A 26,087-nucleotide genomic window follows, 5' to 3' on the forward strand; every position below is an offset into this window, starting at 1 on the left:
AGGCTGGCCCACGCCGTCAGCTGCGCAACGCGTAGCTGACGGACTTCTTGCCCCGGGTGTTGGTGTCGATGCGGTGCCGGTAGCGGGGGTCGTGGGCCCGACGGTGGTGGTGCCCGCACAAGGGCACGGCGAGGTCGAGGTCGGTGGATCCGCCTGCTGCCCATGGATCCTCGTGGTGCAGCTCGGACCACGCATACGGCCGGTCGCACCCCTGCGCCGCGCAGCTGTCGTAGATCGTCGCCAACGCGACCCGTTGCCCTTCGGTGAAGAACCGTTCCTGTCGCCCGAGGTCGAGTGGCACCGATCTGCCATCCAACACCGCGGGGAGGAGGCCCGCGTTGCAGGCCAACCGTCTCGCCTCGCTGGCTGACAGGTCGTGCCCGGTGTCGAGGTGGGCGCGGCCGAGCGAGGCCTTGAGCTGCTCGTGGTCGACGGTGACCACCACGGTTGCGGCGACCTTGCCCGAAAGGGTGTCGGTGGGCAGGTGCTCGATCAGCTCGACGAACGCTGCGCCATAACGGTGCGCCCAGTCGCCGTCGGCCGCCCGGAAAGCCTCCCAGGTGGCCTCGGTGACCTCGGCAGCCGACGATGCGCCGGCCTGCTTGGCGGCCCGGGCCGCGCGCTGGGCGAACCGGCGGGGCGAGGCGATCTGCTGGACCGTCTTGACCAGGATCGACGCCGCCAGGGTGGGCAGCGTGAAGTGGCCGCTCGTGGTGCCGTCGCCGTTGTCGTGCCACGACAACCGGGATTTGGCCAGGGCGCGCTCCTCCTGCGTGCGCAGGACCTGGTCCTCGTGGGCGTCGACCTCGGCCTGCGACCGCTGCGCCGCTGCGAGGGCACGGCGACCCTCGCGACGAAGCGTGCGGGGGTCGACGAGCCTGGCCCGGCGCACGAGGGCAACCTCGATGGCAGTGCGCTCCAGCGCGTCGAGACCCGGGGGCAGCGCGGCGGTCGCGGTCGCGATCACCTGCGCGTGCTCGGCCGACACCTCGCCGGCAGCCAAGGCCGCACGGGTGGCCGGGAGCTCGGTGTCGAGGGCCGTGGCCAGCCGCACGTCGCGTGCGGCCTGGCCGCCGTCCTGACGGGTGGTCGCGGCCAGCCAGGCCCCGGTGTCGGTCAGGCCCGAGTCGGAGGCGACCTCCGATCGGTCGGCCTCGGCCACCAGCGAGAGCCGGAACGCCTGCAGTCGCGAGATCGTCCGGTCCACGGCGGACAACGCCGTCCGCGCGGCCGGCCCACCGACGACGTCGCCGGAGCCCACCCGGTCGAGCAGCCCATCGATCTCGCGCAGCACCTCGACCGCCCCGAAGGACGTCTCAGGAAGCGCGATCGCCGTCATGTAGGCAACTCTAGTCGAACATCTGTTCGAAGACAAGGCCAAGAATGCGGACTGTGGACAGCTCCCTGGCCAGAAGTGTGGTCACCTGCGCGCCCACCTTCCCGCGCCCACGTTCCGCGCCCACGTTCCGCGCCCACTTTCCGCGCCCACCTTCCCTCGCCCACCTTCCCTCCCCGCCCCCGGGGAACCACGCGGCATACCTTCGACGGCGGGGTCAGGCGGTGAACTCCCAGTGCCAGGGCTCCGGCAGCCGCCCGCCCTCCCGCGCCCACGCCGGGTGCTCCCAGCCGAACCGTGGGGCGTTGGCCAGCATCCACCGGTGCGCCGCAGTGTCGAACCGCTCCACGCCGCCGCACAGGTCGACGGCTCGGCCGAGCCCGTGGTCGCTGTGCCCCGGGGTCGCGGCCCACTTGCCTCGCGACGCCTTGACGGCCACCTGCTGGTCGTACGAGCGGTAGGAGTCGGTGACGCACAGCGGTCGCCCGTGTCCTTTCTCGTACGCGGCGCTGAGGGCGTTGAAGGCCGCTGCGGCCCGCGGGCGGAGCGCCTCCCCCGATCGGCCCAGCAGGGGGCAGAGCGCGGACCGGGGGAGGCGTCCGTTGGGGTAGCGCCGCTCGTTGCTGCTGCACGGCTCTCCAGCGCTGGCCGGGTCGAAGGCGGGCCGCGCCGATGCGGCGGGGCTCGAGCAGTCAGGCGCGGTCTCGGCTGAGCTCGTGTAGGCGTCGGAGACCCAGCGGCCGTTCCCCAGCTTGTTCCACGTCGACGTCGCGCCGAACGGCCCGGCGACGCGGGTTCCCTTGGCCTGACAGAGGATCTCGAGTCGGGCGCCCTTGGCCACCACCCCTACTGCCGCGAACGATGTGCCGGGTCCGGACCGAACGGTCAGCGGCGTCTGCTGCGTGCGGACGTGACCGATGGCCGCGTCGGCGGCCGCTGCTGCGCCGATCAGCAGGGCGAGCGCCGCGAGCGCGCCGAGTGCGAGTCGCAGGGGCCGCTTCGAGGTGCGTGCGATGACCGTTGCCATGACGGGGAAGGTATGGAGCGCCGGCCGACCGCGTCGATGGGGACGACTCCCCGTCGACGCACCGCCGTGCGTGCGCCGTCGTGGGGGAGCGGTCCCCGATGACGCCCGGTTCGTTATGTGCGGAATGCGCCGCGTTGCCGCAGGTCAGGGCCCTTCGACCGATAGAGTCGAGGGCAACGGGCGACCAGTGCCCGCCAATCCCCCAGGAGTGAGCATGTACATCGGAGTCGGCATCTTCCTGATCGTGGTCGGAGCGATCCTGACCTTCGCACTCAACGCGTCCACCGACGTCGTCAACCTCGAGATGATCGGCTGGATCTGCATGGCCGCAGGTGTCCTCGCGATCCTGCTCTCGCTCATCATGGGCAGCCGTCGGGGTGTTGCCGGCGGTGGCTACTCGGCCCGTCGCGTCAGCCACACCGACCCCGCCACGGGCACCCGCGTCGACGAGGTCGACGTCGACCGCGACGGTCGCGTCTGACCCTGCTGCCGAGGCGTCACCACAGGACGCCGCAGCACACCGCCACAGGGCGGGCCGGACCACCCGGCCCGCCCTGTCGCACGTCCGGCTCCGCCTGCGTCGGGTGCGCAGACCAGTGCGGCGGGTAGTCCTCCCCATCGACGGACGTGCCGAGCGTCCATACCGTCGTCATCGTCAGCAGCCGGTTCCACCAGGGGGACGGGCGGATCCGAAAAACGATGCAGGAGAACGCAATGCGCACACTCAACCTCAGCCAGAAGCCGGTCCGCATGGCCGTCGCCGGCGCGCTCGGCCTCTCGGTCGTCGCCGGTGGCGCGGCCATCGCCGACGCGGCGACGGGCACGGTCCGCACCAGCGGTGCGACCTTGACGGTCCGCTCCGGCCCGGGCACCGGCTACCAGGCCGTGACGACGATCAAGAAGGGCACCAGGGTCAACATCAGCTGCCAGACCTACGGATCCACCGTCTCCGGCACCTATGGGACGTCGAACATCTGGGACAAGATCGGCTCCGGCCGCTACGTCTCCGACGCGTACGTCTACACCGGCAAGGACGGCTTCGTCGCCCCCAAGTGCGCCGGCACCACGACCCCGCCGTCGAGCGCGATCAAGGACGACTACCCCTACCGCGGCCAGGGCACCGGCGTCGACCCGTGGAACTTCTACAAGGGTCAGTGCACCTCGTTCGCCGCGTGGCGGGTCCGCCACAACATCGGCGTCGCGTTCTCCAACTCCTACAAGGGCCAGCACTGGGGCAATGCCGAGCACTGGGACAACGCCGCCCGCGCCGCCGGCATCCCCGTGTACAAGTCGCCCAAGGTCGGTGACATCGCGGTCCGCAGCAGCGGCACCTACGGTCACGTCGCCTACGTCGCGAAGGTGAACAGCGACGGCAGCTTCATGGTGGAGGAGTACAACCACGTGCGCTCCGACACCTACAGCTACCGCCGCGCCACCAAGGGCACCGGCAGCGAGCAGTTCAGCGACTTCATCCGCTTCAAGTAGCAACGCCCAATCCGGTTGGGTGCGCAGCTCCGAACCAGGGGAGTGCGCATCGTCCCCTCAGGGGAGGGCGGGGCGCACGGCAGGTATGCCGAAGGGCTGGCTCCCAGGGGGAAGCCAGCCCTTCGGTGTGCCGGGACCACCCGGCATACCTGCGCGGGGAGGTCAGGAGGAGCGCGTCAGAACGCGGACTCGGGGACGTCCATCAGCGAGTTGTCGGTCGCCTCGGCGATCTGGCGCTCGGCCGCGATCTTCGGCAGGACGGTGCGTGCGAAGAACGACGCGGCCGCGATCTTGCCCTCGTAGAAGTCGCGGTCCTTGGCCGATACCCCTTCGGACGCAAGCGCCTTCGCGGCCACCGAGGCCTGGCGCAGCAGCAACCAGCCGATGACGAGGTCGCCGGCGCAGAGCAGCAGGCGCGAGGTGTTCTGGCCGACCTTGTAGAGGTTGGTGACGTCGCCACCCTCCTGCCGCGGGTCGGACTTCATCAGCTCGCCGACCATGTAGCCGAGGATGCCCTGGACGTCCTCGAGGCCCTTGCCGAGCAGCTCGCGCTCGGTGTCGAGACGACCGGCGTCGGCGCCGAGGTCCTTGGCGAACTCCTGGACCTGCATGGCCACGTGGGACAGCGCCTGGGCCTTGTCCTTGATGATCTTGCGGAAGAAGAAGTCGAGGCCCTGGATGGCGGTGGTGCCCTCGTAGAGCGTGTCGATCTTGGCGTCGCGGATGTACTGCTCGATCGGGTACTCCTGCAGGAAGCCGGAGCCGCCGAGCGTCTGCAGCGACTCGGTGCCGAGCAGCACCCAGGCCCGCTCGGAGCCGACGCCCTTGACGATCGGGAGCAGCAGGTCGTTGACCCGGTTGGCCATCTCCGCGGGGGTGTCGGCAGCGATCTCCTCGGAGCCGGACTCGAGGAACGCCTGGTGCACCGTGTCCTGCTGCGTCGCGGTGTACATGACCAGCGCCCGGAGTCCCTCGGCATACGCCTTCTGGGTCATCAGCGACCGGCGCACGTCGGGGTGGTGCGTGATGGTCACGCGCGGCGCCGCCTTGTCGGTCTGCTGGGTGAGGTCGGCGCCCTGGACGCGCTGCTTGGCGTAGTCGAGCGCGTTGAGGTAGGCCGTCGACAGCGTCGAGATCGCCTTGGTGCCCACCAGCATCCGCGCGTGCTCGATGACGCGGAACATCTGGGCGATGCCGTCGTGGGTGTCGCCGAGCAGGGTGCCGACGGCCGGCTCCTTGTCGCCGAAGGTGATCTCGCAGGTGGTGGAGACCTTCAGGCCCATCTTGTGCTCGAGGTTGGTGACGTTGGCGCCGTTGCGCTCGCCGAGCTCGCCGGTCTCGAGGTCGATCTGGAACTTGGGGACGATGAAGAGCGACAAGCCCTTGGTGCCGGGGCCGGCACCCTCGGGGCGGGCCAGCACGAAGTGGATGACGTTGTCGGTCATGTCGGACTCACCGGAGGTGATGAACCGCTTGACGCCGGTGACGTTCCAGGTGCCGTCGGAGTTCTCGGTGGCCTTGGTGCGACCGGCTCCGACGTCGGAGCCGGCGTCGGGCTCGGTCAGCACCATCGTGCAGTGCCAGCCCTTCTCGACGATCCAGTGCGCGAGCTTCTTCTGCTCGTCGTTGCCGAGGATGTAGAGCAGGTTGGCGAACGAGTAGGAGGCGGCGAACATCGCGATGGCCGGGTTGGCCCCGAGCACCATCTCGTTCATCGCCCACTTGAGGCTGGGCGGCGCGACGGTGCCGTCGAGCTCGGCCGGGACGTCGACGCTCCAGAAGCCGGAGTCGACGTAGGCCTGGTAGCTCTTGGCGAACGACTCGGGCATGGTCACCGAGTAGGTCGCGGGGTCGTAGACGGGAGGGTTGCGGTCGGCGTCGGCGAACGACTCGGCCAGCTCGTGCTCGGCCAGGCGCGACACCTCCTTGAGCATCTCCCGGGCGGTGTCCGGGTCGACCTCCGCGTAGGGGCCCTGACCCAGCACCTCGCCGCGGCCGAACACCTCGAAGAGGTTGAACTCCAGGTCGCGCAGGTTGCTCTTGTAGTGGCCCATGGCGGGCACCTCCACCGTCTAGAACGTCGTTGTCGTCGCGCACCCGGGGTGCGCAGCCAGTGCGTACTGGCCGGTAACTTCCATGGTGCTACCCGCGAGTAACGAATGCAAGCCCTCTGTGGGATTCCCCACCAAACGGGCCACCCCGGCATACTCCTCAGGGTGAGCGAGGAACCGCCGGAGCAGCCTGTCGACGCGTCGAGCGGCGCGGTGACACGGGCGCGGGCGGACCTGGCCGCAGGCCGGGAGTGGAAGGCCCGCGAGCGCCTGGTGGGCCACCTGGCCCAGGAGTACGACGCGGAGGCGCTCGAGCTGCTCGGTGAGGTGCACCACGCCATGCGTGACCTGCCGGCCGCGGGCGCGGCGTGGTTCGGGACGGCCCGTCGTGGCAAGGACGTCGACGAGGCGGTCGACGCCTGGCGCGAGCGCTATGGCGACCACTTCGCGCAGATGTGGAGCAGCCTGCCGCGGTCGGTGCGCGAGCTCGAGGGCAACAAGCGGGTCGACGCGTTGCGCCGTCGTGCCGAGCAGGTGGGCGCGCGGGGGGCCGCGGGCGCGCCCGGGACCGGGAGCGGCTCGTCGGCGAGCGGCGACGACTCCGGCGACGGGGGCACCGACGCCGCCACGATCATCGCCCTCGCCCTGGGCGTGCTCTTCGTGGCGTGCGCCGTGGTCGGCCTCGTGACGGTGCTCGGCTGGCTGGTGCCCGGCTGATGGGGCCGTCCTCGGCCCAGTCCACGACGGTCGGCGTGGGCGGGCCGCCACTGGTGCGTCCAGCGGTCGTCGCGCAGGTCGCCGACACGATCCCCGAGTCGTTCGGTGACGACTGCGTGCGGGTGGCAGTCGACGGGGTCGACGGCGCTGGCAAGACGGTCTTCGCGGACGAGCTCGCCGCCGAGCTGGCCGCGCGGGGGCGAGCCGTCGTGCGGGTCAGTGCCGACGACTGGCACCAGGTGCGCGACCTCAGGTACGCCCGCGGGCGCACGTCGCCGGAGGGCTTCTGGCTCGACTCCTACGACTACCCGAGGCTGCGCGCCGAGGTGCTGGACCCGTTGGGCCGGGGCGGCTCGCGCGACTACCGACCGCGCGGGCACGACCTGTCGTCGGACGAAGTGCTGACCGGACCGCTGGCCCACGCGCCGGCGGGGGCGGTCGTGCTGCTCGACGGGCTCTTCCTGCAACGGGCCGAGCTCGAGGGCTGCTTCGAGCTCGCCATCTGGCTCGACGTGCCGTTCGAGGAGACGGCGGCGCGGATGGCAGTACGCGACGGCAGCCCGCCCGACCCCGGCCACCCCTCGATGCGCCGCTACGTCGAGGCCCAGCGCACCTACTTCGCCGAGCGCACGCCCTGGGAGCGGGCCGACGTGGTGGTCGACAACACCGACTTTGCCGCGCCGTTCGTCGTGACCGCCCGGTTCGACTGACCCACCGCTCGCCTGACCGCGTGCTCGCCTGGCCGACCGCTCGGCGCACCGGGGCGCTGCGGTGCGGCGTGGGTGCTTCGCGGTGTCGGTGCCCCGTGTCACCCTCGCCGCATGGACAACACCTCCGACGTGCTGCTGCTCCACGCGGTCCAGGCGTGGTGTGACGAGTGTCTGGGCGAGCGCATCCTGGTCCCCGTCGTCGACGAGCTGCCCGGCGGCTTCTGCTGCACGGTCTGCGACACGGCGGTCTTCTCGGCGCTCGACGACCTGCCCGCCGTCGCCGCACTGCGCCGCTCGGCCTGACTCCCGCTCGCGACGCGCTGCGTCGCGGCTCGCGCTCGCCGCCCGTCAGCCGCGCTGCCCGAAGCGGGCGAGGTGGTGCCAGACCTTCTTGAGGTCCTGCGGGTCCCAGCGACCGGTCGCGACGGCCGCCCCGATGACGGCCGGGTCGAGCTGGTGGATGCCGAGCTGGGCAGCGACCTCGTCGGCCACCTCGACGATGTGGGGGCCGCGGTAGTCGGGGTGTGACCGGACCGTCGCCAGGTCGAGCCGGAAACCGTCGTGCCACTCGACCGGGCAGGGCAGGGCCTGCGCCGCGACCGCCACCTCCGTGTCGCGGAAGACCGGGTCGAGGACGAGTGCCTCGACGTCGGTCGCGAGGTCGACGACTCCGTGGACCTGCGCCTCGACGTAGCTGTCGAGAGGCTCCTTCGCGCCACTGGCCAGGTCCTCGTCCGCCGCAGCAGCGAGGTCGAGGTGCTCCGCCGTGCCGAAGTGCTCGGGCTCGAAGACCGAGTCGGGGTAGCAGAAGGTCGTCCGCGCCACGGTGTGCGCCGCGAGACGCAGGTGCGCCGAGCCGAACCGGGGGGCTCCGCCGACCGGGCTGCGGCGATGGTTCAGCGCGCCGTACTTGGGCCGCTCGCCCGCTGGCGCCACGTCATACGCGCCGCCGAAGATGCGTTGCTCCCACACCCAGCGGTTGCCGCCAGGGTGAGCGGTGAGGCCACCGTTGCTGGTGCCCGTCTCGAACTGGCTGCGGTAACAGCCGTCGCGGAGCAACGCCTCGAGGATCGGTAGGCCGCCGTGCCCCCGGTCGGGGTGGAAGTTGAGGGTGACCCGCAGGGTCGGGTCGATGGGCGGCCCGGAGACCCGGCTGGAGACGTGGTCCACCGCCTCCCTCGCCCAGGTCGACAGGTCGCGCACAGCCCGACCCTTTCACGGCGGGTGGGCAACCCGGTCGATCCCGGGCGTCGGGTCGGGGACACTGGCGCCATGTACGTGCCGCACTTCAACGCCTGGGACGACCAGGCCGCGATCCGCCAGATGGTCGCCGACGTGGGCTCCGCCCAGCTGATCACGACGGGGCCGGACGGCTACCCACTCGCGACGCTGCTCCCGGTGGTCTGGCGCGGCGAGACGGTGATCGCCCACCTGGCCCGGGCCAACAAGCACTGGAAGGCGATCGGCGCCGACCAGCCCGCGCTCCTCGTCGTGACCGGGCCGCAGGCCTACATCTCGCCCGGCTGGTACGCCGCCAAGGCCGAGCACGGCAAGGTCGTGCCGACCTGGAACTACTCGGTCGTGCAGCTCACCGGTCGGGCGACCGTCCACGACGACGTCGACTGGCTGCAGGGCGCTGTCGACGAGCTGGTCGAGCACCACGAAGGCCATCGCGACGCGCGGTGGCGCACCACCGACGCCCCGGAGAAGTACATCCGTGGGCAGCTGCGGGCCATCGTCGGGCTGGAGATCGCGGTGGAGCGGGTCGAGGCCAAGGCCAAGCTCAGCCAGAACCGGTCCGAGGCAGACCGCGACGGCGTCGTGGCCGGGCTGCTCGCCGAGCCGTCGCCCGACGCGCACCTGGTAGCCGAGCAGATGCGGGTCACAGGAGGCGTCTCCCGGTGATCAAGCTGGCGGCGGCCCGAGTCCGGCTCGTGAAGCCGCCCACTCCTCGGCGAGCAGGGCGTAGCCGTAGCCGTCCCTCCACTCGCCGGACGGGTGCAGCGCGTCCCTGACCGCGTGCTGCTCGCGCCGCATGCCCAGGCGCTCCATCAGTCGCCACGACCGGACGTTGTCGGCGAAGCAGCCGGCCGTGACTCGGCGCAGGCCCAGGTCCTCGAAGCAGATCCGCAGGACCTCCTCGACCGCCTCGGTGGCGTAACCGTGCCCGGTTTCCTCTGGACGCAGTCCCCAGCCGAGCTCGGCCTGGACCCCCTCGGCCTGGTCGGTGAGCCGCAGGGGCGACCAGGCATCGCCGATCCGCACCATGAGGTCGCCGATGAAGACCCCGTCCCGCTCGATGACGAGCAGTAGGTCGAGCCGTTCGGGCGCCACGAACCGCGCCCGAAAGTCCTCCGGGGGAATGCCCATCCACTCGGTGACGCTGGGGGAGGTCCGATACGCGAGCACGGCATCGGCGTCGTCCGCGGTGGCCCGCCGAATGGTCAACCGCGCGGTCGAGACCGGCCAGTCGACGTGAGTCAGGTCCTTGGGCACGTCTCATTCTGCGGCACCGGCCGTGGAGCGTGAGTCAGTTCCAGAAGGCCGCGAGGTATGGCGCGAGGGCGAGGCCCTGCGCGTGTCCGCCTCGGGCGGCAGGGAGTCGGGTGGCCGGGTCGAGTGCGTTGGCGTCGAAGACCTCGCCCGCGCAAGTGATCTGGGCGGCCACTGTCGAGCCGGCCGAGGTGCCGATGACGAGGTCGGCGGCGACGAGATCGACGCCGCCCTCCGCGAGGCCGGCGATGAGTCCGAGCTCCCACGCGTGGCCGGCTGCGCCACCTCCGGCGAGCACCAGCGCGCGGCCGAGCGCACCCATCAGAGCGGGCTCGGGTCGTCGCGGAGGGAGGGGACCGCTTCGAGGTCCCACCGCTGCAGCACGTCCACCATGGCCCGAGGGTATGCCGCCCGGGAACCCTTGACACCGGACATTTTCGGCACGTACCTTGGCGGCCGTGGACAAACTGCAAACGTTTGCAGTTTGAGTCCGCACCAACGACCGCGAACCCATTCGACGACGATCGGGGCCCCGATGACCCAGGCGCCAGAGCGCACGCCCCAAGGCGAGCGCCTGCCCCAGCGGAACCCGAAGGCCGCCCGCAGCTCGCAGAAGGCGATGTGGTTCCTGCTGCTGCCGAGCCTGGTCCCGGTCCTGGTCTTCAGCGTCTACCCGCTGGCGAACGGCATCTGGCTCGGCTTCACCGATGCGCGCGCCGGGTTCGACGTCCAGTACAAGTTCAACGGCTTCGCCAACTACACCAAGCTGCTCCACGACGACCTGTTCTGGAACTCGTTCAAGATCGGCCTGATCTGGGCCGTCACGGTCACCGTGATCCAGTTCCTCCTGGCCCTCGGGCTGGCGATGCTGCTCAACGCCGGGCTGCGGTTCCAGTGGCTCGTGCGGCCGTTGGCGCTGGTGCCGTGGGCGATGCCGTCGGTGATCGTCGCCATCCTGTGGAAGCTGATCTACCACCCCGATGCCGGCATCCTCAACGCCGTCCTGCGGTGGCTGCACATCATCGACCACAACATCTCCTGGCTCGGCAGCTTCGACCTCGCGCTCCCCGCCGTCATCGTGGTCGGGGTCTGGGCGGGCATGCCGCAGACCACGATCGCCCTGCTCGCCGGGCTCCAGAACACCCCGGGCGAGCTGCACGAGGCGGCTGCGCTCGACGGCGCCAACGCCTGGCAGCGTTTCCTCACGGTCACCTGGCCGGCCATCAAGCCGGTGGCCATCGCGATCACCTCGCTCGACTTCGTCTGGAACTTCAACTCGTTCGGCCTGGTCTACGTCCTCACCGACGGCGGTCCGGGCGGGCGGACGCTGCTCCCGATGCTGTTCGCCTACCAGCGTGCCTTCGGCAACGGCGAGTTCGGCTACGCCGCCGCCCTCGGCAACGTCATGGTCATCGTCATCGTCGCGATCATGGGCGGCTACCTCTGGCGGCAGATGAGGGAGGCGTCCTGATGCGCACGAAGAGCCCCACCCGAGTCGCGCAGTATGCCGCGTTGCTGGCCTACGTCGTCTTCCTCGGCTTCCCGCTGCTGTGGTTGTTCTCGACGGCGTTCAAGTCGCCGTCGGAGCTGACCAAGCTGACGCCCACCGTCTTCCCGACGGACTGGACCCTCGGCAACTTCGACCGGGCCTTCGAGCAGACCCAGCTCTGGTCGGCGCTGCGGAACTCTCTGGTGGTGGCGGTCGCCACTGCGGTGATCACGACCCTGATCGCGTTGCCGGCGTCCTACGCCCTGGCCCGGTTCAAGAGCCGGCTGCGTTCGGTGACGATCGGCTGGATCCTGGTGAGCCAGGTCTTCCCGTTCATCCTCATCGTCATCCCGGTGTTCATCGTGCTGCGCAACCTCGGGCTGATCAACACGCTCGTCGGCCTGGTCATCGTCTACGTCGTCTGGGCGCTGCCCTTCACGCTGTGGATGCTGCAGGGTTACGTGGCCGCCATCCCGCGCGACCTCGAGGAAGCGGCCTCCACCGACGGGGCGTCGAGGTTCGTGATCCTCCGCTCGATCATCTTCCCGCTGTTGATGCCCGGCCTGGTCGCCACCTCGATGTTCGCCTTCATCTCGGCGTGGAACGAGTTCTTCTTCGCGCTGGTGATCATCCAGGACCCGGCCCTGCAGACGGCGCCACTGCTGCTGGCCCGCTACGTCGGCGCTGAGGGCTCGGTCAACCTCGGCCCGCTCGCCGCCACCGCCCTCGTCACCACCCTCCCGAGCCTGGTGGTCTTCGCGATCGCCCAACGCCGGCTCGTCTCCGGGATGTTGTCCGGCTCCGTCAAGGGCTGAGCGCACCCGTCCACCCGTCCGTCAACCGCAGTCCCTCGACCACCCGACCACCACCCGACCACCACCCGGCGTCACCACTTCGCCACCCACAGTGCCTGTCTCGAAAGGACCCATCGTGAACCGTCGTCCAGCATTCCTGGCCTTCACCTCCGTCGCCGCCGTCCTGCTCACCGCCGGCTGCGTCAGCGGCAGTGGTGGGTCCGGCGACTCCCAGAGCTCGGCCAAGCCGGGCGAGAAGATCAAGCTCAGCTTCGCGAGCTATGCCTTCCAAGACCCGACCGTGAAGGCCACCCAGGAGATCGTCGACTCGTGGAACGCGGCCCACCCCGACGTGCAGGTCGACTACCAGAAGGTCGACCCCAACTCGGTGCACGACAAGCTGGTCACCCAGTTCGCCGGCAACTCGGCGCCCGACATCATCCACGACGAGGCGGCCGACCTGGCCGGCTTCAGTCGGCAGGGCTACCTCGCCGATCTCGGACCACTCCTGCCCGCCGACCTCAAGGCCGACGTGCCCGAGTCGGTCTGGAAGTCCGTGACCATCGACGGCAAGGTGGCCGGCGTCCCGACCATCGCCCAGGTCTACAACCTGTTCGCCGACACCGACGCCCTCAAGGCAGCGGGCATCAACCCGCCGACGGCCGACGCGCCCTGGACCTGGGACGACCTCGAGGCGAACGCGAAGAAGCTCACCAAGGGTGGCGGCGTGTACGGCTTCGCGGCCGGGCTCAAGTCGCCCACGGCTGCCGTGATGTCGAGCAGCCTGTCCTTCGACGGCACCTTCTTCTCCGGCGACGAGGCCAAGCCGGACATCAACATCACCGACAAGGAGATGGAGGTCCCGAACCGGCTCAAGGCGATGCTGGACGCCAAGACGATGGCCCCGAACTCCACCTCGCTGTCCGCCAGCGACGTGCTCCCCGGCTTCTTCGGCAAGAAGTACGCCCTCGTCCTGGCCGGCAACTATGTCGAGGCGCAGATCGAGGAGAAGGCCCCGAAGGGTTTCAACTGGACCATGCTGCCGCTGCTCAAGGGCACCAACCAGAACCAGGCGTCCGGCCCGCAGACCCTGAGCGTCGCGCGGCAGAGCAAGCACCAGAAGGAGGCGATGGAGTTCATCGCCTACTACGACAAGGCCGAGAACCTCGCCAAGATCGCGCAGGGTGACGCCCTCATCCCCGTCACGACCTCGGCCGCGGCGATCGTCAAGCAGAACCTCGCCGGCAAGCACGGCTGGGACGTGGTCCTCGACGCCGGTCCCAAGCTGGTCGACGCGCCGTGGGCCAAGGCCGACAAGTTCCCGCAGTGGAAGTCGGAGGTCGCCACGCCGGCCTACCAGGAGTTCCTCGCGGGCAAGATCGACGCGGCGACCTTGAAGCAGCGGCTCACCGACGGCTGGAAGAAGGCCAGCAGCTGAGTGCCCGGCGGGGGCGGCGGGACCCGGCGCCCCCGCCACACGGCATACCGAGGGTGAGCAGTGCAGCACATCGACAAGGGAGAAGCATGACTTCGTTGCAGGACAAGGCGATCGGCGCGCTCATGGCGGCCGCCGTGGGGGACGCCATCGGAGGTGCCACCGAGGGACGCAGCACCGAGGAGATCCTCGAGCGGTACGACGGCTACGTCGAGGGGATCACCGACTACTTCATGAAGGACTGGCGCACGGCCAAGCCGAGCTCGCCCTACTTCAAGGGTGACGGGCACGTCACCGACGACACGTTGATGACGAACCTGCTGGTCCGGGTCTACGCGGACCAGCGCCGGCACCTGACCGCCTTCGACATGGCCGACCACCTCGTGCCGCTGATGATGGACCACAAGACCTGGATCCCTGAGCTGGAGAAGGAGACGGTGCCGCTCCTGCGCGTGTTCCTCGCCGAGAAGTGGCTCGTCACGCGGCTCTACTACGGCCACGTGGACCCGCGCGAGGCCGGTGTCGGCAACATCGTCAACTGCGGGGCGGCCATGTACATGGCCCCGGTGGGGATCGCGAACGCCGGTGACCCCGCAGGGGCCTACGCGGAGGCGATCGAGCTCGGCGGCGCCCACCAGTCCAGCTATGGCCGCGAGGCAGGAGCTGTCTTCGCCGCAGCGGTCGCCGAGGCGATGGCGCCCGATGCCACCGTCGACTCGGTCCTGGGCGCAGCAGTCGACCTCGCCAACGACGGCACCAAGTCGGCCATCGAAGCGGTGGTCGAGGCTGCCGTGGCCGGACAGGACTGGCGGGAGAGCATCCCGCTGCTGCGCGACGCCGTGCGGCCGTTCGACTCCGTCGGTGAGACCTACCGCCAACCGGCGCAGGACTCCCGCCGACCGAGCCGGCTGCGCTCGATCGAGGAGCTGCCGGTCGCCCTCGGATTCCTCAAGGTCACCGGTGGGGACGTCCGCGGGGCGATCCTCGGTGCCACCAACTACGGCCGTGACTCCGACTCGATCGCCACCATGGGCGGGGCCATCGCCGGAGCCCTCGGGGGAGAGGCGGCGGTGCCGGCCGAGTGGGTCGAAGCCGTCTCGACCGGCTCCCGCCTCGACCTGCGCGCGGGCGGGTTGGCGATGGCCGCGGTGGCGGAGGAGATCTTTGCCGCCGACGACAAGGCCTTCCAGGCCAGGGTCGGACGGATGGGCTCGCTCACCACCGAGCCGACGCCGGCGGCTGCCCGCTGATGCGTGTCACCTGGGTGCAGCCCGAGGACCTGGTGCGGCACGAGCTCTGGCAGGCCGAGCGCGAGGGCAGGGACGTCGCCGCGATCCGCGAGCGGTGGGCGTCGGCCGGCACCCTCGTCGAGCCTCCGTACGTCGGGGCCTCACCCGAGGTCGGCACGCCGGAGCAGCGGGCGCTGGCCGAGGAGCTGCTGCTCGAGCTCGATGCCCTGCCGGACGTCACGGCCGACAGCGAGCCGAGCGACTGGTCGGACATCGCCGCGAGCATCGGTCCGGTCGCCGGATCAGCCTCCGCTGCAACGGGGCCCGGCGCCGACCTCCCCGAGCGGGTCCACGGTGGCTGGCTGGGTCGCGCCGTGGGGTGCGTGCTCGGCAAGCCCGTCGAGAAGGTGCCCCGAGCCGGTATCGAGGAGATCCTCCGGTCGACGGGGCGCTGGCCGCTCGACCGCTACTTCACCGCGGTCGGCCTCGACCCCGAGGTGTCGCAGCGGTGGCCGTGGAACCGTGCCAGCCGTCCCACCAGCCTCGAGGAGAACATCGACGGCACCCCGGAGGACGACGACATCAACTACACCCTGATGGCGCTTCGGGTCGTCGAGCAGCACGGCGCCGAGTTCACGTCGGACGACGTCGCCCAGGGCTGGCTCCTCGACCTGCCCGCCGGGCGCTCGTTCACCGCCGAGCGGGTGGCCTACCGCAACCTGCTCGAAGGGCTCACGCCACCGCTGACGGCTCGGGTCCGCAACCCGTTCCGCGAGTGGATCGGCGCGCAGATCCGGACCGACTTCTACGGGTGGGTCAACCCCGGCGACCCGCTGCGGGCAGCCGAGTGGGCCTGGCGCGACGCTGCGGTGAGCCACACCCGGAACGGGTTGTACGGCGCGATGTTCGTGGCGGCGATGGCGTCGGAGGCCCTCGTCGCCGACTCTGTCGGTACCGTGCTCGATGTGGGTGCGTCAGTGGTCCCGAGTGGCAGCCGGATGGCTGCTGCCATCCGGTTCGGACGCGACCTCGCCGCGTCCACGAGCGACCCCACCGAGGCGTATGCCGCGCTGGAGCGTGAGTTCGCCGGGATGCACTGGGTGCACGCCCTGAACAACACCGCCTTGGTCGCCTACGCACTGGAGGCGGGTGGCGGAGACTTCGACCGGTCGATCTGCCTCACCGTGATGGGTGGCTGGGACACCGACTCCAACGGTGCGACGGTCGGGGCCGTGGCCGGTGCCCTCGGCGGCACGACCGCGATCGCCGCTCGGTGGAGCGACCCGCTGAAGAACCGCATGTCCACCTCGATCCCGGGCTGCGACGGGCAGACCTTCGACGACGTGGCGGCCCGCACCCTGGCCGTCGCCGAGCGAGTCCGCCGACGATGACCCGACGCACGACGATCGTCGAGGTGGCCGAGCTCGCCGGCGTCTCGATCTCCTCGGTCTCCCGCGTGCTGAACGGGATCCCGGCGCGCAAGGGCACCGAGGAGAAGGTGCGCTCCGCCGCGGCTCAGCTGGGCTACACGCCCGACGCGACGGGTCGGGCGCTCAAGCTCGGCTCCTCGCTGCAGGTCGCCTTCGCCGTGGACGACATCGGCAACCCCGTCTACACGGAGATGATGCAGGGCGTCGAGGAGGGGATGAGCGGATCCGGGGCCCGTCTCGTGGTGGCGTCGACAGGGCACGACAAGCACGACCTGCTGTCCCTGGTGCAGAGCCTGTCCCGCGGCTACGCCGACGCCCTCGTCATCAGCCCGCTGCAGCGCACCCCCGAGCTCGTGCAGGCGCTCCTCGACGCACCGGTCCCCGTCGTCGTCATCGGCGACCTGGGGCCCGACGTCCCCCTCGACGTCGTCCGCACGGACTCGCGTCGCGGGGTGGTCCTCGCCCACGAGCACCTGGTCGCGTCGGGCCGACGCCGCATCGCCTTCGTCAACGGGCCGACCGACACCTCGCCGGGGCGGGCCCGCCTCGAGGGTTTCCAGACCGCAGTGGCGACGTCGGGTGCCGCCGGCCCGGTCATCCAGGCCTCGGGCTTCACCGTCACCGCCGGTGAGGAGGCCTGGGCCCAGCTCGAGGCGCTGGGCCCGCGCCACCGGCCCGACGCGGTGCTCGCCGCCAACGACCTGCTGGCGCTCGGCGTGATGCGTGCCGCGTTGAACGCCGGTCGTCGTCTCCCCCGCCAGCTCGGCGTGGTCGGCATCGACGACATCCAGTTCGCCCGCATCTTCAGCCCGTCCCTGACCAGCGTCTCGCTGCAGGCGCGCGAGCGCGGTCGGCTGGCCGCCGAGCTCCTGCTCGAGCGGATCGCCACGCCCGGCACCCCGGCCCGGACGAGATTCGTCGCCCCCGAGCTCGTGGTCCGCGAGTCCAGCCGCTCGGCCACGGACGCCGCGCTGGGGCAGTCCTCGTGAACGCAGGAGCGACCGGAGGTCGCGTGCTCGTCGTCGGCAGCATCAACGTCGACCTGTCGCTGACCTGTCCGCGCCTGCCGGCACCCGGGGAGACGCTGCTGGCCGACTCCGTGCACCGCAGCGCAGGGGGCAAGGGGGCCAACCAGGCGGTGGGTGCCGCCCGGGCCGGCGGGGCCGCGACCACTCTCATCGGCGCAGTCGGTGACGACGCGGACGGGGCGACCATGCTGGCTGCGCTCGTCTCGGCCGGGGTGGACTGCGACCGGGTCGCCCGCTCCGGCGAGCTGCCCACCGGGCTGGCTCTGATCACCGTCGACCACGCCGCCGAGAACACCATCGTCGTCGCCGCGGGCGCCAACGCCTCGGTGCGGGTGACGGAAGACGACCAGGACGTCATCGCCGCTGCCGACGTCATCCTCGCGCAGCTCGAGGTGCCGCAGCAGGTCGTCGTCGCCGCGGCCCGACGACGGCGCGACGGCGTGCCGCTGGTGCTCAATGCCGCGCCGTCAGCGCCCCTCACCGAGGAGCTGGTCGCCGAGGTCGACGTCCTCGTGGTCAACGAGCACGAGGCCCGTGACCTCAGTGGGATCGAGGACCTCGAGGCGGCGACCGCCGAGCTGCTGCAGCGGGTCCCGGCCGTCCTCGTCACCCTCGGCGCGGCGGGGGCGCAGCTGCACCGACAGGGGGCAGCGCCACTCGTCGTGCCCGCACCCGAGGTCGAGGCGGTCGACACGGTGGCCGCCGGCGACACCTTCTGCGGCGCCTTCGCCGCTGCGCTGGCGCGTGGTGAGGGCGACCTCGCGGCCATGCGGCTCGGCGCGGCCGCCGCTTCGCTCGCGGTGCAGCGCCGGGGCGCCCAGAGCTCGGTCCCGACCCTCGAGGAGGCCCGCGCCCAGGTGCACGCCACCTACGGCCGGCAGGCCGCTGCCCCGTCACCGGCCGCGGAGGCGACCCGTGGATGACGACCTCGACCCCCTGGTCCCTCGCCCGCTGGACCGACCGACCGTCGTGCCCCTCGAGCCCGACGCCGACCTCTCGGGTCTCGATGTGGGCAAGATCCTCGCCGCTCCCGACGACCCCGCGCTGTGGCCACGCTGGCGCGAGTCGCTGACGCGCTGGCGTGACGAGGCCCGACAGCGCCACGACTACGACGACTCGCTCTACCGGCGTCCCGAGCTGGCCTGGGCCGCGGACTGCTTCGTGGTGTCGCAGGTCTGGCTGTGGGACGAGCTCCTCTACGACTGGGACAACCACACCTTCACCCCGGAGCGGCTGCTGGCGGATGCGCAGGAGCGGTTCGGTGGCTTCGACGGGGTGGTGCTGTGGCACGCCTACCCGGTCATCGGCGTCGACGACCGCAACCAGTGGGACTTCTACCGCGACGTCGACGGGCTGGCCGAGCTGGTGAGGACGTTGCACGACCACGGGGTCCGGGTCTTCGTCGACTACAACCCCTGGGACGTCGGCACCCGCCGCTGCGGGGACGACGCCTCCGAGCTCGCCGCGCTCGTCGCCGACCTGGAGATCGACGGCGTCTTCCTCGACACCCTCAAGGAGGGCGGCGGCTCGCTCCTCGCCAGTCTCGACGCGGCGCGGCCCGGCGTCGCGGCCGAGGGGGAGTCCACCGTCGCGCTGCCGAGGGTCGTCGACCACCCCCTCTCGTGGGCCCAGTGGTTCGCCGACTCGCCGGTGCCGGGTGTCGTGCGCTCGCACTTCTACGAGCGCCGCCACCAGATGCACCACGTGCGCCGGTGGCACCGGGACCACGGCGAGGAGCTGCAGTCGGCCTGGCTGAACGGCATCGGTGTCATGGTCTGGGAGGTCGTCTTCGGCGCGTGGGTCGGCTGGTCCGACCGCGACGCGCAGGTCCTGCGCCGAATGGTGCGGGCCCAGCGCGCGCTGAGCCACCTCCTGCGCGACGGCGAGTGGACCCCGTTGGCCGACCTGGGGGCGGACGCCGCCGAGCTCGGTGTCTTCGGCTCGACCTTCACCGAGGGCGACGAGCACCTCCTCACCCTGGTCAACCGCGGCCACACCGCCGCGACGGTGCGTGTCCCGACTCCGGGCACGGGCCCGGCGTTCGACCTCTGGACCGGCCGCGAGCTGAGCCGTTCGGCAGGGACGGTCGAGGTCGGCATACCGGGTCGTGGGGTGGGCGGGGTGTGGGTGGCGCCGTCCGGGCACGACCGGTCGTGGCTACCCGAGGACTCGCCACGCGAGGACGCCGCAGGCTTCACGCACCGGCTCGCGCACCGGGTGCCGACGCCGGACGTCGCGCCCAGCCGCCCCACGGTTCCCCACCTCACGGTGCCCTCAGGAACGCACGTGCTCACCGTCCGCTACCGCTGTCGCGAGACAGGCATGTACGAGGGGGCGCCGTTCGTCGACGAGTGGAAGCCCTTGCCGCCGCGGCTGCACGACCTGCGGACGCTCGAGCGGGTCGCCGTGCTCGATCGACCCATTGCGGTCGCTGCCCGCGAGGTCAGCGAGCGCGAGTTCGCCGAGTTCGTGGCGGCGACCGGCCATCGGCCGGCGGTTCCGGGTGGGCGCACCCCGGCGTGGGCGGGCCGGACGCCGGCAGAGGCCGATCCGCAGCGGCCCGTGACCGAGGTGGACCTCGCCGACGCCCGGGCGTATGCCGCGTGGTCGGGGTCGCGACTGCCCACCGAGGACGAGTGGCAGCTGGCCGCCGAGCAGAGCGGCTTCGAGCGCCTGGTCCCAGCGGTCTGGAACCTCACCGAGAGCGAACACACTGACGGGAGAACGCGGTTCATGATGCTCAAGGGTGGCGCCGACCACCGGAGCGAGGGCTCGTCCTGGTACTTCGACGGCGGGGTGCGCGGGCCGGACTTCGCCGCGAAGTATCTCGTCCCCGGGCTCGGGCTGGGTCGCTCGACGAGCATCGGCTTCCGGGTCGCGTGGCCGGTCGCGGACGAGGACCACCGATGAGTGGCCAGGCGCCGGGCGCGCTGGCAGACCTGCGCGTCGTCGACGCCTCCACGCTGTTCGCCGGCCCGATGGCCGCCATGCACCTCGGTGACCTCGGCGCGCAGGTGACCAAGGTGGAGCACCCTCGTCGGCCGGACCCCGCACGGGGACACGGCCCGGAGAAGGACGGCCAGAACCTGTGGTCCAAGACCTTGGGGCGCAACAAGCGGACCATCCAGGTCGACCTGTCGACCGAAGCCGGCGCCGACGTCTTCCGGCGGCTCTGCGCGACCGCCGACGTGGTCATCGAGAACTTCCGTCCCGACACCCTCGAGCGGTGGGGCCTGGCCTACCCGGAGCTGTCCGAGGCCAACCCCGGGCTCGTGCTCGCTCGCGTCACCGGGTTCGGGCAGATCGGCCCCTACCGGCGACGCCCGGGCTTCGGCACCCTGGCCGAGGCGATGAGCGGCTTCGCCTCCTCGACCGGTGCGCCGGACGGTCCGCCGACCCTCCCGCCGTTCGGGCTCGCCGACGGGATCGCCTCGCTGGCCACGGCCTTCGCGATCATGTCCGCGCTCCACCAGCGGGCTGCGACCGGCCGCGGACAGGTGGTCGACGTGGCCATCGTGGAGCCGATCATGGCGATGCTCGGCCCGCAGATCTCCCGGTGGGACCAGCTCGGCACGCTGCAGCCGAGGCTGGGCAACCGCACCAACAACAACGCCCCCCGCAACACCTACCGCACCGGCGACGATCAGTGGGTCGCGATCTCCACGAGCTCCCAGAACATCGCCGAGCGGGTGATGCGGCTGGTCGGCCGTGCGGACCTCGTCGACGAGCCGTGGTTCGCGACCGGGCGGACCCGAGCCGAACACGCGGACGTGCTCGACGCGGCAGTGGGTGGCTGGATCGCCCGGCACTCCAGGGACGAGGTGATCGCGGCGTTCGAGCGGTCCGAGGCCGCCGTCGCACCGGTGTACACCGCGAAGGACATCGTCGACGACCCGCAGTTCCAGGCGCTCGGCACGATCCGCCGCGTGGACGACCCCGACCTCGGGGAGCTGGCCATGCAGGGACCGTTGTTCCGGATGTCTGAGGGTGATGCCCCCACCCGCCACACGGGGCGCGGACCGGGGGCGGACACGGCCACCGTGCTCCGCGAGCTGGGCTACTCCGAGGCGGAGGTCGGCGCGCTCCGTGAGAGCGGTGCTGTCGGAGGGGTCGGATGAGCACCCCCGCCGACGCCCCGGCACTCACGCTGCTCTACGCCCCGGCCGACCGGCTCGAGCTCGTCGCCAAGGCCCTCGCCGGAGCCGCCGACGTCGTCATCATCGACCTCGAGGACGCCGTCGCTCCCGACCACAAGGAGGTGGCGAGAGCGGGGCTGCGGCGACTGCTCACAGACCACCCCGGTCGGCCCGTCCAGGTGCGGGTCAACGCGCTCGGGTCCCCCTGGGCGGTCGCCGACCTGGCGGCGGTGGCCGCCCTCCCCGCCCACGTGGGGATCCGGATCCCCAAGGTGGTCGACCCGGCCGAGGTCGCGGCCGTGGCCGAGCAGGTCGGGGGGCGCGACCTGCACCCGCTGGTGGAGACCGCGGCAGGTGTCGAGGCGGCCTACGACATCGCCCGGGCGCATCCGCGCGTCGCCACCCTCGCGCTGGGCGAGGCCGACCTGCGGTCCGACCTCGGCGTGGACAGCGACGACGGCATGCTCTTTGCGCGCTCACGCATCGTGACCGCGGCCCGGGCGGCCGGGCTCCCACCACCGGCGATGTCGGTCCACGCCAACGTCGGTGACGACGAAGGGTTGGCCAGGTCGTGTGCCCTGGGACGCCGGCTCGGCTTCCTGGGACGGGCCGCCATCCACCCGCGCCAGCTGCCGACGATCGTCACCGCGTTCACGCCGACGGAGGCAGAGGTGGATCGAGCCCGGCTGGTCGTCGAGAGCCTGCGCGATGCGTCCGAGGTCGGTGGCGGGACCGTCGTGCTCGCCGACGGCACGTTCCTCGACCGCGCGATGGTCGAGGGCGCCCGCCGGGTCATCGCGCTCGCCGAGCGGAGACGCGGGGGTCGCGGCACGGCTGATTGACCCGGGTGCCCTGCGCGTCGATCATGACAGCACCCGCTCGTCGAGCAGCCGGGCTCGACCGCCACGGGCCCGCGCCGCAGATCCGGAGACCACCTCGATGAACTCGCCCTCCACGGCAGGCGGTGGTCCGCGACACCCCACACGGGTGCAGATCGGCCTGCTCGCGGCGGCGGTCTTCATGGCGGTGACCACCGAGCTGATGCCCGCCGGCGTGCTGCCCTGGCTGAGCGCCGACCTCGGGGTCGAGAACGAACGGGCCGGGCTGCTGGTCACGGCGTACGCCTTCGTCGTGGCCGCCACGGCCGTGCCGCTGACCACGGCGACGATGCGCTGGCCGCGGCGCCGGCTGATCGTCACCGTGCTGCTCGGGTATGCCGTGTCGAACGTCCTCATGGCCATTGCCGGTTCGCTGGTGGTGGCCGGGGCGGCGCGGGTGGTCGGCGGGCTGTCGCACGCCGTGCTCTTCTCGATCGTCACCGCCTACGCGGCCAGGCTGGTCCGTCCCGACCTGGTGGGGCGGACCGTGGCGGTGCTGTGGCTGGGGACGGCCTTGGCCCTGCTCGCCGGGCTGCCGGCCGGGACGTCACTCGGCGCGGCGACGAGCTGGCGCTGGCCGTTCGTCGTGCTCGCGGTCCTCGGCGTCGCGCTGGCCGCGTGCGCCGGCACCCTCCTCGCCCCCGTCGAGTCGTCAGAGCCGGGGACCACGTCGTTGTCGGGGGTGGTGCGCTCCCCGGGCGTCGCCCGGGTCGCCATCGCCACCGGCCTCGTCATGCTGGGCAACTTCACGGCCTACACGTATGTCGCGACCCTCCTGCTCTCTGCCGGGTTCAGCAAGGACGCCGTGGGGCCCGGGCTGCTGGCCCACGGCCTCGCCGGCCTCGCCGGCCTATGGTGGTCGGCGCGGCTGGCGGACCGGCGCCCGCGCCTCGGGTTGACGATCTCGCTGGCCCTGCTGGTCTGCTCGCTGCTCGGACTGGCCCTCGCGCAGGACTCGGCGGCTGCCACGGTCGTCGCGCTCGTCGGGTGGGGCGCCGCCTACGGCGGGCTCGCCACCTTCTTCAATGCCGCGGCCCTGCGGGCCACGCCGGCCCGCGACACGGCCACGGCCCTGATCAACGTGGCCTTCAACCTCGGTATCGGCGGCGGAGCGGTGTTGGGGAGCTTGGTGATCGGCGCCGGTGGGCGGGCCCCGGCGTTGGCGCCGCTGGCCGCCGGACTGGTCGCGGTGGGACTGCTCGTCGTCCTCGCGGGCCGGCGCCACGCCTTCCCGTCCGGGGCGGCTCCGGAACGCGAGGCCCCGGGTCAGCACCCCTCCTGACCATTGTCACGGCCAGGACCGGCTCCCTAGACTCGCTCGGCGAGGGGGTGCGATGGTGGCTCCGCAGACAGACGTTTCGCAGCTGTGGGTGCACGGGCACACCGGACGCCTCCAGCAGACCCACCTGTGGCAGGTCGAGGTCATCGGCTACTACCTGCGGCTCAAGGCCGAGGGCCCGAACGAGTCCTGGCTCCACTACGCCCCTCCCACGATCGTCTCCCCGGGGACCCGGCTGTCTGCGGTGCACGTCGAGATGCTCACGTTCGGCGGGGCGCGGATCGACAAGCTGCACGTGTGGGCCGGAGCCCGGCAGATTGCCGCGAAGGACGACCTCGGGCTGTCGAGCGACACGGGGACGGCGATCCACCTCGGCGAGGACGGTGAGGACCTGAGACGGTTCGAGATCGCGCTCGACGAGCCGGCCCCCGTGACGAGCGGGATCGCGCTCTCGTTCCTCATCACCGCGAAGGAGCGTCTCGACGCCCTCGCGCTCGCGGCCGTCGGCATCTCCCTGTCCACCGCGGCGGACGACGGTGCCGTCGCGACCGGTCCGGCCTGACCGGGCGAGGAAGGGCTCCGACATGGCAGGTATCCCCCCGGAGGAAGCCGAGCGCTTCCTCGTCACCGAGCGGATCGACTACGACGCCACCGACTGCCCGGTGCGCTACGAGGTGTGGCGGGAGTACGCGCTCAAGGGTCCGCAGGCCACACCGCACCTCCTCCTCGAACGAGCGGCGGAACGGCACGACCCCGACCAGCTGGGCGACGCCCACGCGACCAACCTCGGCCGGAGCACCTCGGACCTGGCCCTGGAGGTCGCGCGGCGACTGACCACCGCCCGCGACAACCCGCTGCCGCCGCGGCAGGTGCAGAGCTCCGTGCGCGTGACGCGGCGGGACCCGGGTGGCGAGCCGCAGGCGTACGCGGCTGCCGGCTCCGCTCCCTCCCCGGGCGACCCCGGGCCGGCGGCGCAGACCCCCAACGAGCTCTCGACCGACGGTCCCGCCGACGCCGGGCCCGCCACCCGACCCCGCCCCGACGAGGCCCTCCCGCACTTCGGCGACTGGATCGTCATCCAGCCCAACCTGGTGGAGCTGATGACCGTCGTCCTGCCGCTCACCACCTGGGGACCGTTGCTCGAGCGTGGTCTGCGGATGTCCAACGACGAGCTGGCGAGCCTGATGGAACCACCCACCTCCCACCAGGCGGTGACCGCCGAGGGGGACGTGCCGTCGCGCGGCGCGAACGTCGCGTGGCTCTTCCGCTTCCTCGCTCGGCTCCAGGGGTGGGACCCCGACCTGGCGAGCGAGCGCCGTCGGGGCGCGGAGTGGGTGCATCGCAACCTCGGCACCGACCTCCCCCAGGCGCCCGTCAACGCCGCCGGTCGGGCGGCAGGCGACGTCACCGGATACATCGCCTCGGTCAACCTCGACCGGCTGGTGACGACGGCCGTGTCGTTCTCGAGCCGCACGGTCAAGGCGGACGTGGCCCGCAAGGCCTTCCACATCGACTGCTCCCACCTCACCTGGGCAGTGATCGACTCCGGCATCGACGCCCGCCACCCCGCGTTCCAGGAGCGGGTCGAGCTGGAGGACGGGACGACGCGGTTGCGCAGCCGGGTGGTCAAGACGCTCGACTTCACCGCGATCGAGATGTCCCAGTTCCGGGCCCTGCAGCGGGGCGACGACTTCATCAACCGGTTGGAGGGTTCGATCGGGATGGAGCCGCCCGGAGGTGGCGGCTACCTCCCGCCAGCCAACAGCCATGGCACGCACGTGGCGGGGATCCTCGCCGGCGACTGGCGAAATGCCCACGAGCACAACGAAGTCCGTGGAGTCTGCCCGGACCTCAGGCTGTGGGACCTGCGCGTCGTCGGGGAGTCGGGCGAAGGACTCGAGTCCAGGCTGCTGATGGCCCTCCAGTACATCCGGGAGGTGAACGCCAAGGGGGGCGAGGCGTTGCAGGTGGCCGGGGTCAACGTGAGCCTCTCGGTGCCCTACAACGCGAGGGCTTACGCGTGCGGCTGGACCCCGGTCTGCCAGGAGGCCCGTCGGCTGGTCCGTTCCGGTGTCGTGGTCGTGGCGGCCGCGGGCAACAGTGGCTTCGACACGTCGGACGGCGCGATCACCACTGGGGGCACGGGATTCCAGGGCGTCGGCATCACCGACCCGGGCAATGCGTCTGAGGTGATCACGGTCGGAGCCACCCACCGCTTCCAGCCCGACCGGTATGGCGCGAGCTTCTTCTCGAGCAAGGGCCCGACCGCCGACGGTCGCCCCAAGCCCGACCTCCTCGCGCCGGGGGAGGGCATCTACTCGGCAGTGGGACGGGACGGCTTCGGCGCCAAGGACGGCACCAGCCAGGCCGCTCCACACGTGTCGGGGGCGGCGGCCCTGCTGATCGGGCGGAACTCCGAGCTGATGGGGCAGCCGGAACGCGTGAAGGAGCTGCTGGTGTCGACCGCCACCGACCTGGGTCGGGACCGCAACTTCCAGGGCAGCGGCCTCCTGGACATCTTCCGGGCGCTCCAGGCGCTGTAGGGGACTCGGGCGGGGGCACGGTGCGCG

At 71.6% G+C, this 26,087-nt stretch carries 25 protein-coding genes; 19 read left to right on the forward strand and 6 right to left on the reverse strand.

The genetic code is table 11. The features are described from left to right. Positions 1-16: 16 nt before the first annotated feature. Together BLQ34_RS14885 and BLQ34_RS14890 are read right to left on the reverse strand one after the other, a co-directional pair. Positions 17-1,339 (reverse strand): HNH endonuclease signature motif containing protein, encoded by a 1,323-nt coding sequence (locus tag BLQ34_RS14885; protein ID WP_091787150.1) that lies wholly within the window; start codon positions 1,337-1,339, stop codon positions 17-19. Between the two features lie 214 nt (positions 1,340-1,553). Beyond that, the gene (locus BLQ34_RS14890) at positions 1,554-2,363 is read right to left on the reverse strand and encodes a D-alanyl-D-alanine carboxypeptidase family protein (protein WP_091787153.1); all 810 of its coding nucleotides are present in this window, start codon (positions 2,361-2,363) and stop codon (positions 1,554-1,556) included. Between the two features lie 214 nt (positions 2,364-2,577). On the opposite strand from BLQ34_RS14890, the gene BLQ34_RS14895 reads away from it, so the two are divergent. Both BLQ34_RS14895 and BLQ34_RS18860 read left to right on the forward strand, forming a co-directional pair. Then, on the forward strand, positions 2,578-2,844 hold the full coding sequence (locus BLQ34_RS14895) for a DUF6458 family protein (RefSeq protein ID WP_091787156.1): 267 nt from the start codon (positions 2,578-2,580) through the stop codon (positions 2,842-2,844). 233 nt (positions 2,845-3,077) lie between these two features. Next, on the forward strand, positions 3,078-3,848 hold the full coding sequence (locus BLQ34_RS18860; RefSeq protein ID WP_157693065.1) for a CHAP domain-containing protein: 771 nt from the start codon (positions 3,078-3,080) through the stop codon (positions 3,846-3,848). Positions 3,849-4,024: 176 nt separating this feature from the next. Here the strand turns inward: BLQ34_RS18860 and BLQ34_RS14910 are convergent, their stop codons facing one another. After that, positions 4,025-5,902 (reverse strand): acyl-CoA dehydrogenase, encoded by a 1,878-nt coding sequence (locus BLQ34_RS14910; protein ID WP_091790055.1) that lies wholly within the window; start codon positions 5,900-5,902, stop codon positions 4,025-4,027. Positions 5,903-6,064: 162 nt separating this feature from the next. On the opposite strand from BLQ34_RS14910, the gene BLQ34_RS14915 reads away from it, so the two are divergent. The 3 genes from BLQ34_RS14915 to BLQ34_RS14925 all read left to right on the forward strand — a co-directional run bounded on the left by BLQ34_RS14915 (position 6,065) and on the right by BLQ34_RS14925 (position 7,629). Continuing rightward, positions 6,065-6,616, forward strand: coding sequence for a DUF6584 family protein (locus tag BLQ34_RS14915; protein WP_157693066.1), 552 nt, complete (start codon positions 6,065-6,067; stop codon positions 6,614-6,616). After that, positions 6,616-7,326, forward strand: coding sequence for a nucleoside/nucleotide kinase family protein (locus BLQ34_RS14920; RefSeq protein WP_197674715.1), 711 nt, complete (start codon positions 6,616-6,618; stop codon positions 7,324-7,326). The genes BLQ34_RS14915 and BLQ34_RS14920 overlap by 1 nt, the downstream gene beginning before the upstream one ends. A 111-nt stretch (positions 7,327-7,437) precedes the next feature. After that, the gene (locus BLQ34_RS14925) at positions 7,438-7,629 is read left to right on the forward strand and encodes a hypothetical protein (protein WP_091787164.1); all 192 of its coding nucleotides are present in this window, start codon (positions 7,438-7,440) and stop codon (positions 7,627-7,629) included. A 45-nt stretch (positions 7,630-7,674) separates the two neighbouring features. Here the strand turns inward: BLQ34_RS14925 and BLQ34_RS14930 are convergent, their stop codons facing one another. After that, the gene (locus tag BLQ34_RS14930; RefSeq protein ID WP_231961263.1) at positions 7,675-8,529 is read right to left on the reverse strand and encodes a DUF3626 domain-containing protein; all 855 of its coding nucleotides are present in this window, start codon (positions 8,527-8,529) and stop codon (positions 7,675-7,677) included. Between the two features lie 69 nt (positions 8,530-8,598). Here BLQ34_RS14930 and BLQ34_RS14935 point away from each other — a divergent pair, with 69 nt between their 5' ends. Next, entirely contained in the window at positions 8,599-9,231 is a 633-nt protein-coding gene (locus tag BLQ34_RS14935) for an FMN-binding negative transcriptional regulator (RefSeq protein ID WP_091787167.1), read from the forward strand. On the opposite strand, the gene BLQ34_RS14940 is transcribed toward BLQ34_RS14935, so the two are convergent. Together BLQ34_RS14940 and BLQ34_RS19490 are read right to left on the reverse strand one after the other, a co-directional pair. After that, entirely contained in the window at positions 9,232-9,822 is a 591-nt protein-coding gene (locus BLQ34_RS14940; RefSeq protein WP_091787170.1) for a GNAT family N-acetyltransferase, read from the reverse strand. 34 nt (positions 9,823-9,856) lie between these two features. Further along, a complete protein-coding gene (locus BLQ34_RS19490; protein ID WP_331712509.1) occupies positions 9,857-10,141 on the reverse strand; it encodes a hypothetical protein in 285 nt (94 codons plus the stop codon). Positions 10,142-10,354: 213 nt separating this feature from the next. Between BLQ34_RS19490 and BLQ34_RS14950 the strand changes: the two genes are divergently transcribed. The 13 genes from BLQ34_RS14950 (at position 10,355) to BLQ34_RS15010 (ending at position 26,060) form a co-directional block, all read left to right on the forward strand. Then, positions 10,355-11,290: a carbohydrate ABC transporter permease gene (locus BLQ34_RS14950; RefSeq protein ID WP_091787173.1), complete on the forward strand. Its 936-nt coding sequence runs from the start codon at positions 10,355-10,357 to the stop codon at positions 11,288-11,290. Further along, positions 11,290-12,123, forward strand: a complete 834-nt coding sequence (locus tag BLQ34_RS14955; protein ID WP_091787176.1) for a carbohydrate ABC transporter permease — start codon at positions 11,290-11,292, stop codon at positions 12,121-12,123. Before BLQ34_RS14950 ends, BLQ34_RS14955 begins: the two co-directional genes overlap by 1 nt. 115 nt (positions 12,124-12,238) lie before the next feature. Beyond that, positions 12,239-13,540 carry an ABC transporter substrate-binding protein gene (locus tag BLQ34_RS14960; protein WP_091787179.1) on the forward strand — a complete coding sequence of 434 codons (1,302 nt, stop codon included), beginning with the start codon at positions 12,239-12,241 and terminating at the stop codon, positions 13,538-13,540. Positions 13,541-13,626: 86 nt separating this feature from the next. Further along, positions 13,627-14,787 (forward strand): ADP-ribosylglycohydrolase family protein, encoded by a 1,161-nt coding sequence (locus BLQ34_RS14965; protein WP_091787182.1) that lies wholly within the window; start codon positions 13,627-13,629, stop codon positions 14,785-14,787. Next, positions 14,787-16,157 carry an ADP-ribosylglycohydrolase family protein gene (locus BLQ34_RS14970; RefSeq protein ID WP_091787186.1) on the forward strand — a complete coding sequence of 457 codons (1,371 nt, stop codon included), beginning with the start codon at positions 14,787-14,789 and terminating at the stop codon, positions 16,155-16,157. The genes BLQ34_RS14965 and BLQ34_RS14970 overlap by 1 nt, the downstream gene beginning before the upstream one ends. Continuing rightward, on the forward strand, positions 16,154-17,185 hold the full coding sequence (locus tag BLQ34_RS14975) for a LacI family DNA-binding transcriptional regulator (RefSeq protein WP_091787189.1): 1,032 nt from the start codon (positions 16,154-16,156) through the stop codon (positions 17,183-17,185). Before BLQ34_RS14970 ends, BLQ34_RS14975 begins: the two co-directional genes overlap by 4 nt. Further along, a complete protein-coding gene (locus tag BLQ34_RS14980) occupies positions 17,182-18,147 on the forward strand; it encodes a ribokinase (protein WP_091787192.1) in 966 nt (321 codons plus the stop codon). The genes BLQ34_RS14975 and BLQ34_RS14980 overlap by 4 nt, the downstream gene beginning before the upstream one ends. Next, the gene (locus BLQ34_RS14985; RefSeq protein WP_091787196.1) at positions 18,140-20,134 is read left to right on the forward strand and encodes an SUMF1/EgtB/PvdO family nonheme iron enzyme; all 1,995 of its coding nucleotides are present in this window, start codon (positions 18,140-18,142) and stop codon (positions 20,132-20,134) included. The genes BLQ34_RS14980 and BLQ34_RS14985 overlap by 8 nt, the downstream gene beginning before the upstream one ends. Further along, positions 20,131-21,342, forward strand: a complete 1,212-nt coding sequence (locus BLQ34_RS14990) for a CaiB/BaiF CoA transferase family protein (RefSeq protein WP_091787199.1) — start codon at positions 20,131-20,133, stop codon at positions 21,340-21,342. The genes BLQ34_RS14985 and BLQ34_RS14990 overlap by 4 nt, the downstream gene beginning before the upstream one ends. Beyond that, the gene (locus BLQ34_RS14995) at positions 21,339-22,202 is read left to right on the forward strand and encodes an HpcH/HpaI aldolase/citrate lyase family protein (protein ID WP_091787202.1); all 864 of its coding nucleotides are present in this window, start codon (positions 21,339-21,341) and stop codon (positions 22,200-22,202) included. Before BLQ34_RS14990 ends, BLQ34_RS14995 begins: the two co-directional genes overlap by 4 nt. A 97-nt stretch (positions 22,203-22,299) precedes the next feature. Then, entirely contained in the window at positions 22,300-23,520 is a 1,221-nt protein-coding gene (locus BLQ34_RS15000) for an MFS transporter (RefSeq protein ID WP_157693067.1), read from the forward strand. 55 nt (positions 23,521-23,575) lie between these two features. Then, positions 23,576-24,079 carry a hypothetical protein gene (locus tag BLQ34_RS15005; protein WP_157693068.1) on the forward strand — a complete coding sequence of 168 codons (504 nt, stop codon included), beginning with the start codon at positions 23,576-23,578 and terminating at the stop codon, positions 24,077-24,079. Between the two features lie 22 nt (positions 24,080-24,101). Further along, entirely contained in the window at positions 24,102-26,060 is a 1,959-nt protein-coding gene (locus tag BLQ34_RS15010; protein WP_157693069.1) for a S8 family peptidase, read from the forward strand. Positions 26,061-26,087 lie beyond the last annotated feature (27 nt).

The sequence above is a fragment of the Pedococcus dokdonensis genome, assembly GCF_900104525.1.
GTDB classification, from domain to species: domain Bacteria; phylum Actinomycetota; class Actinomycetes; order Actinomycetales; family Dermatophilaceae; genus Pedococcus; species Pedococcus dokdonensis.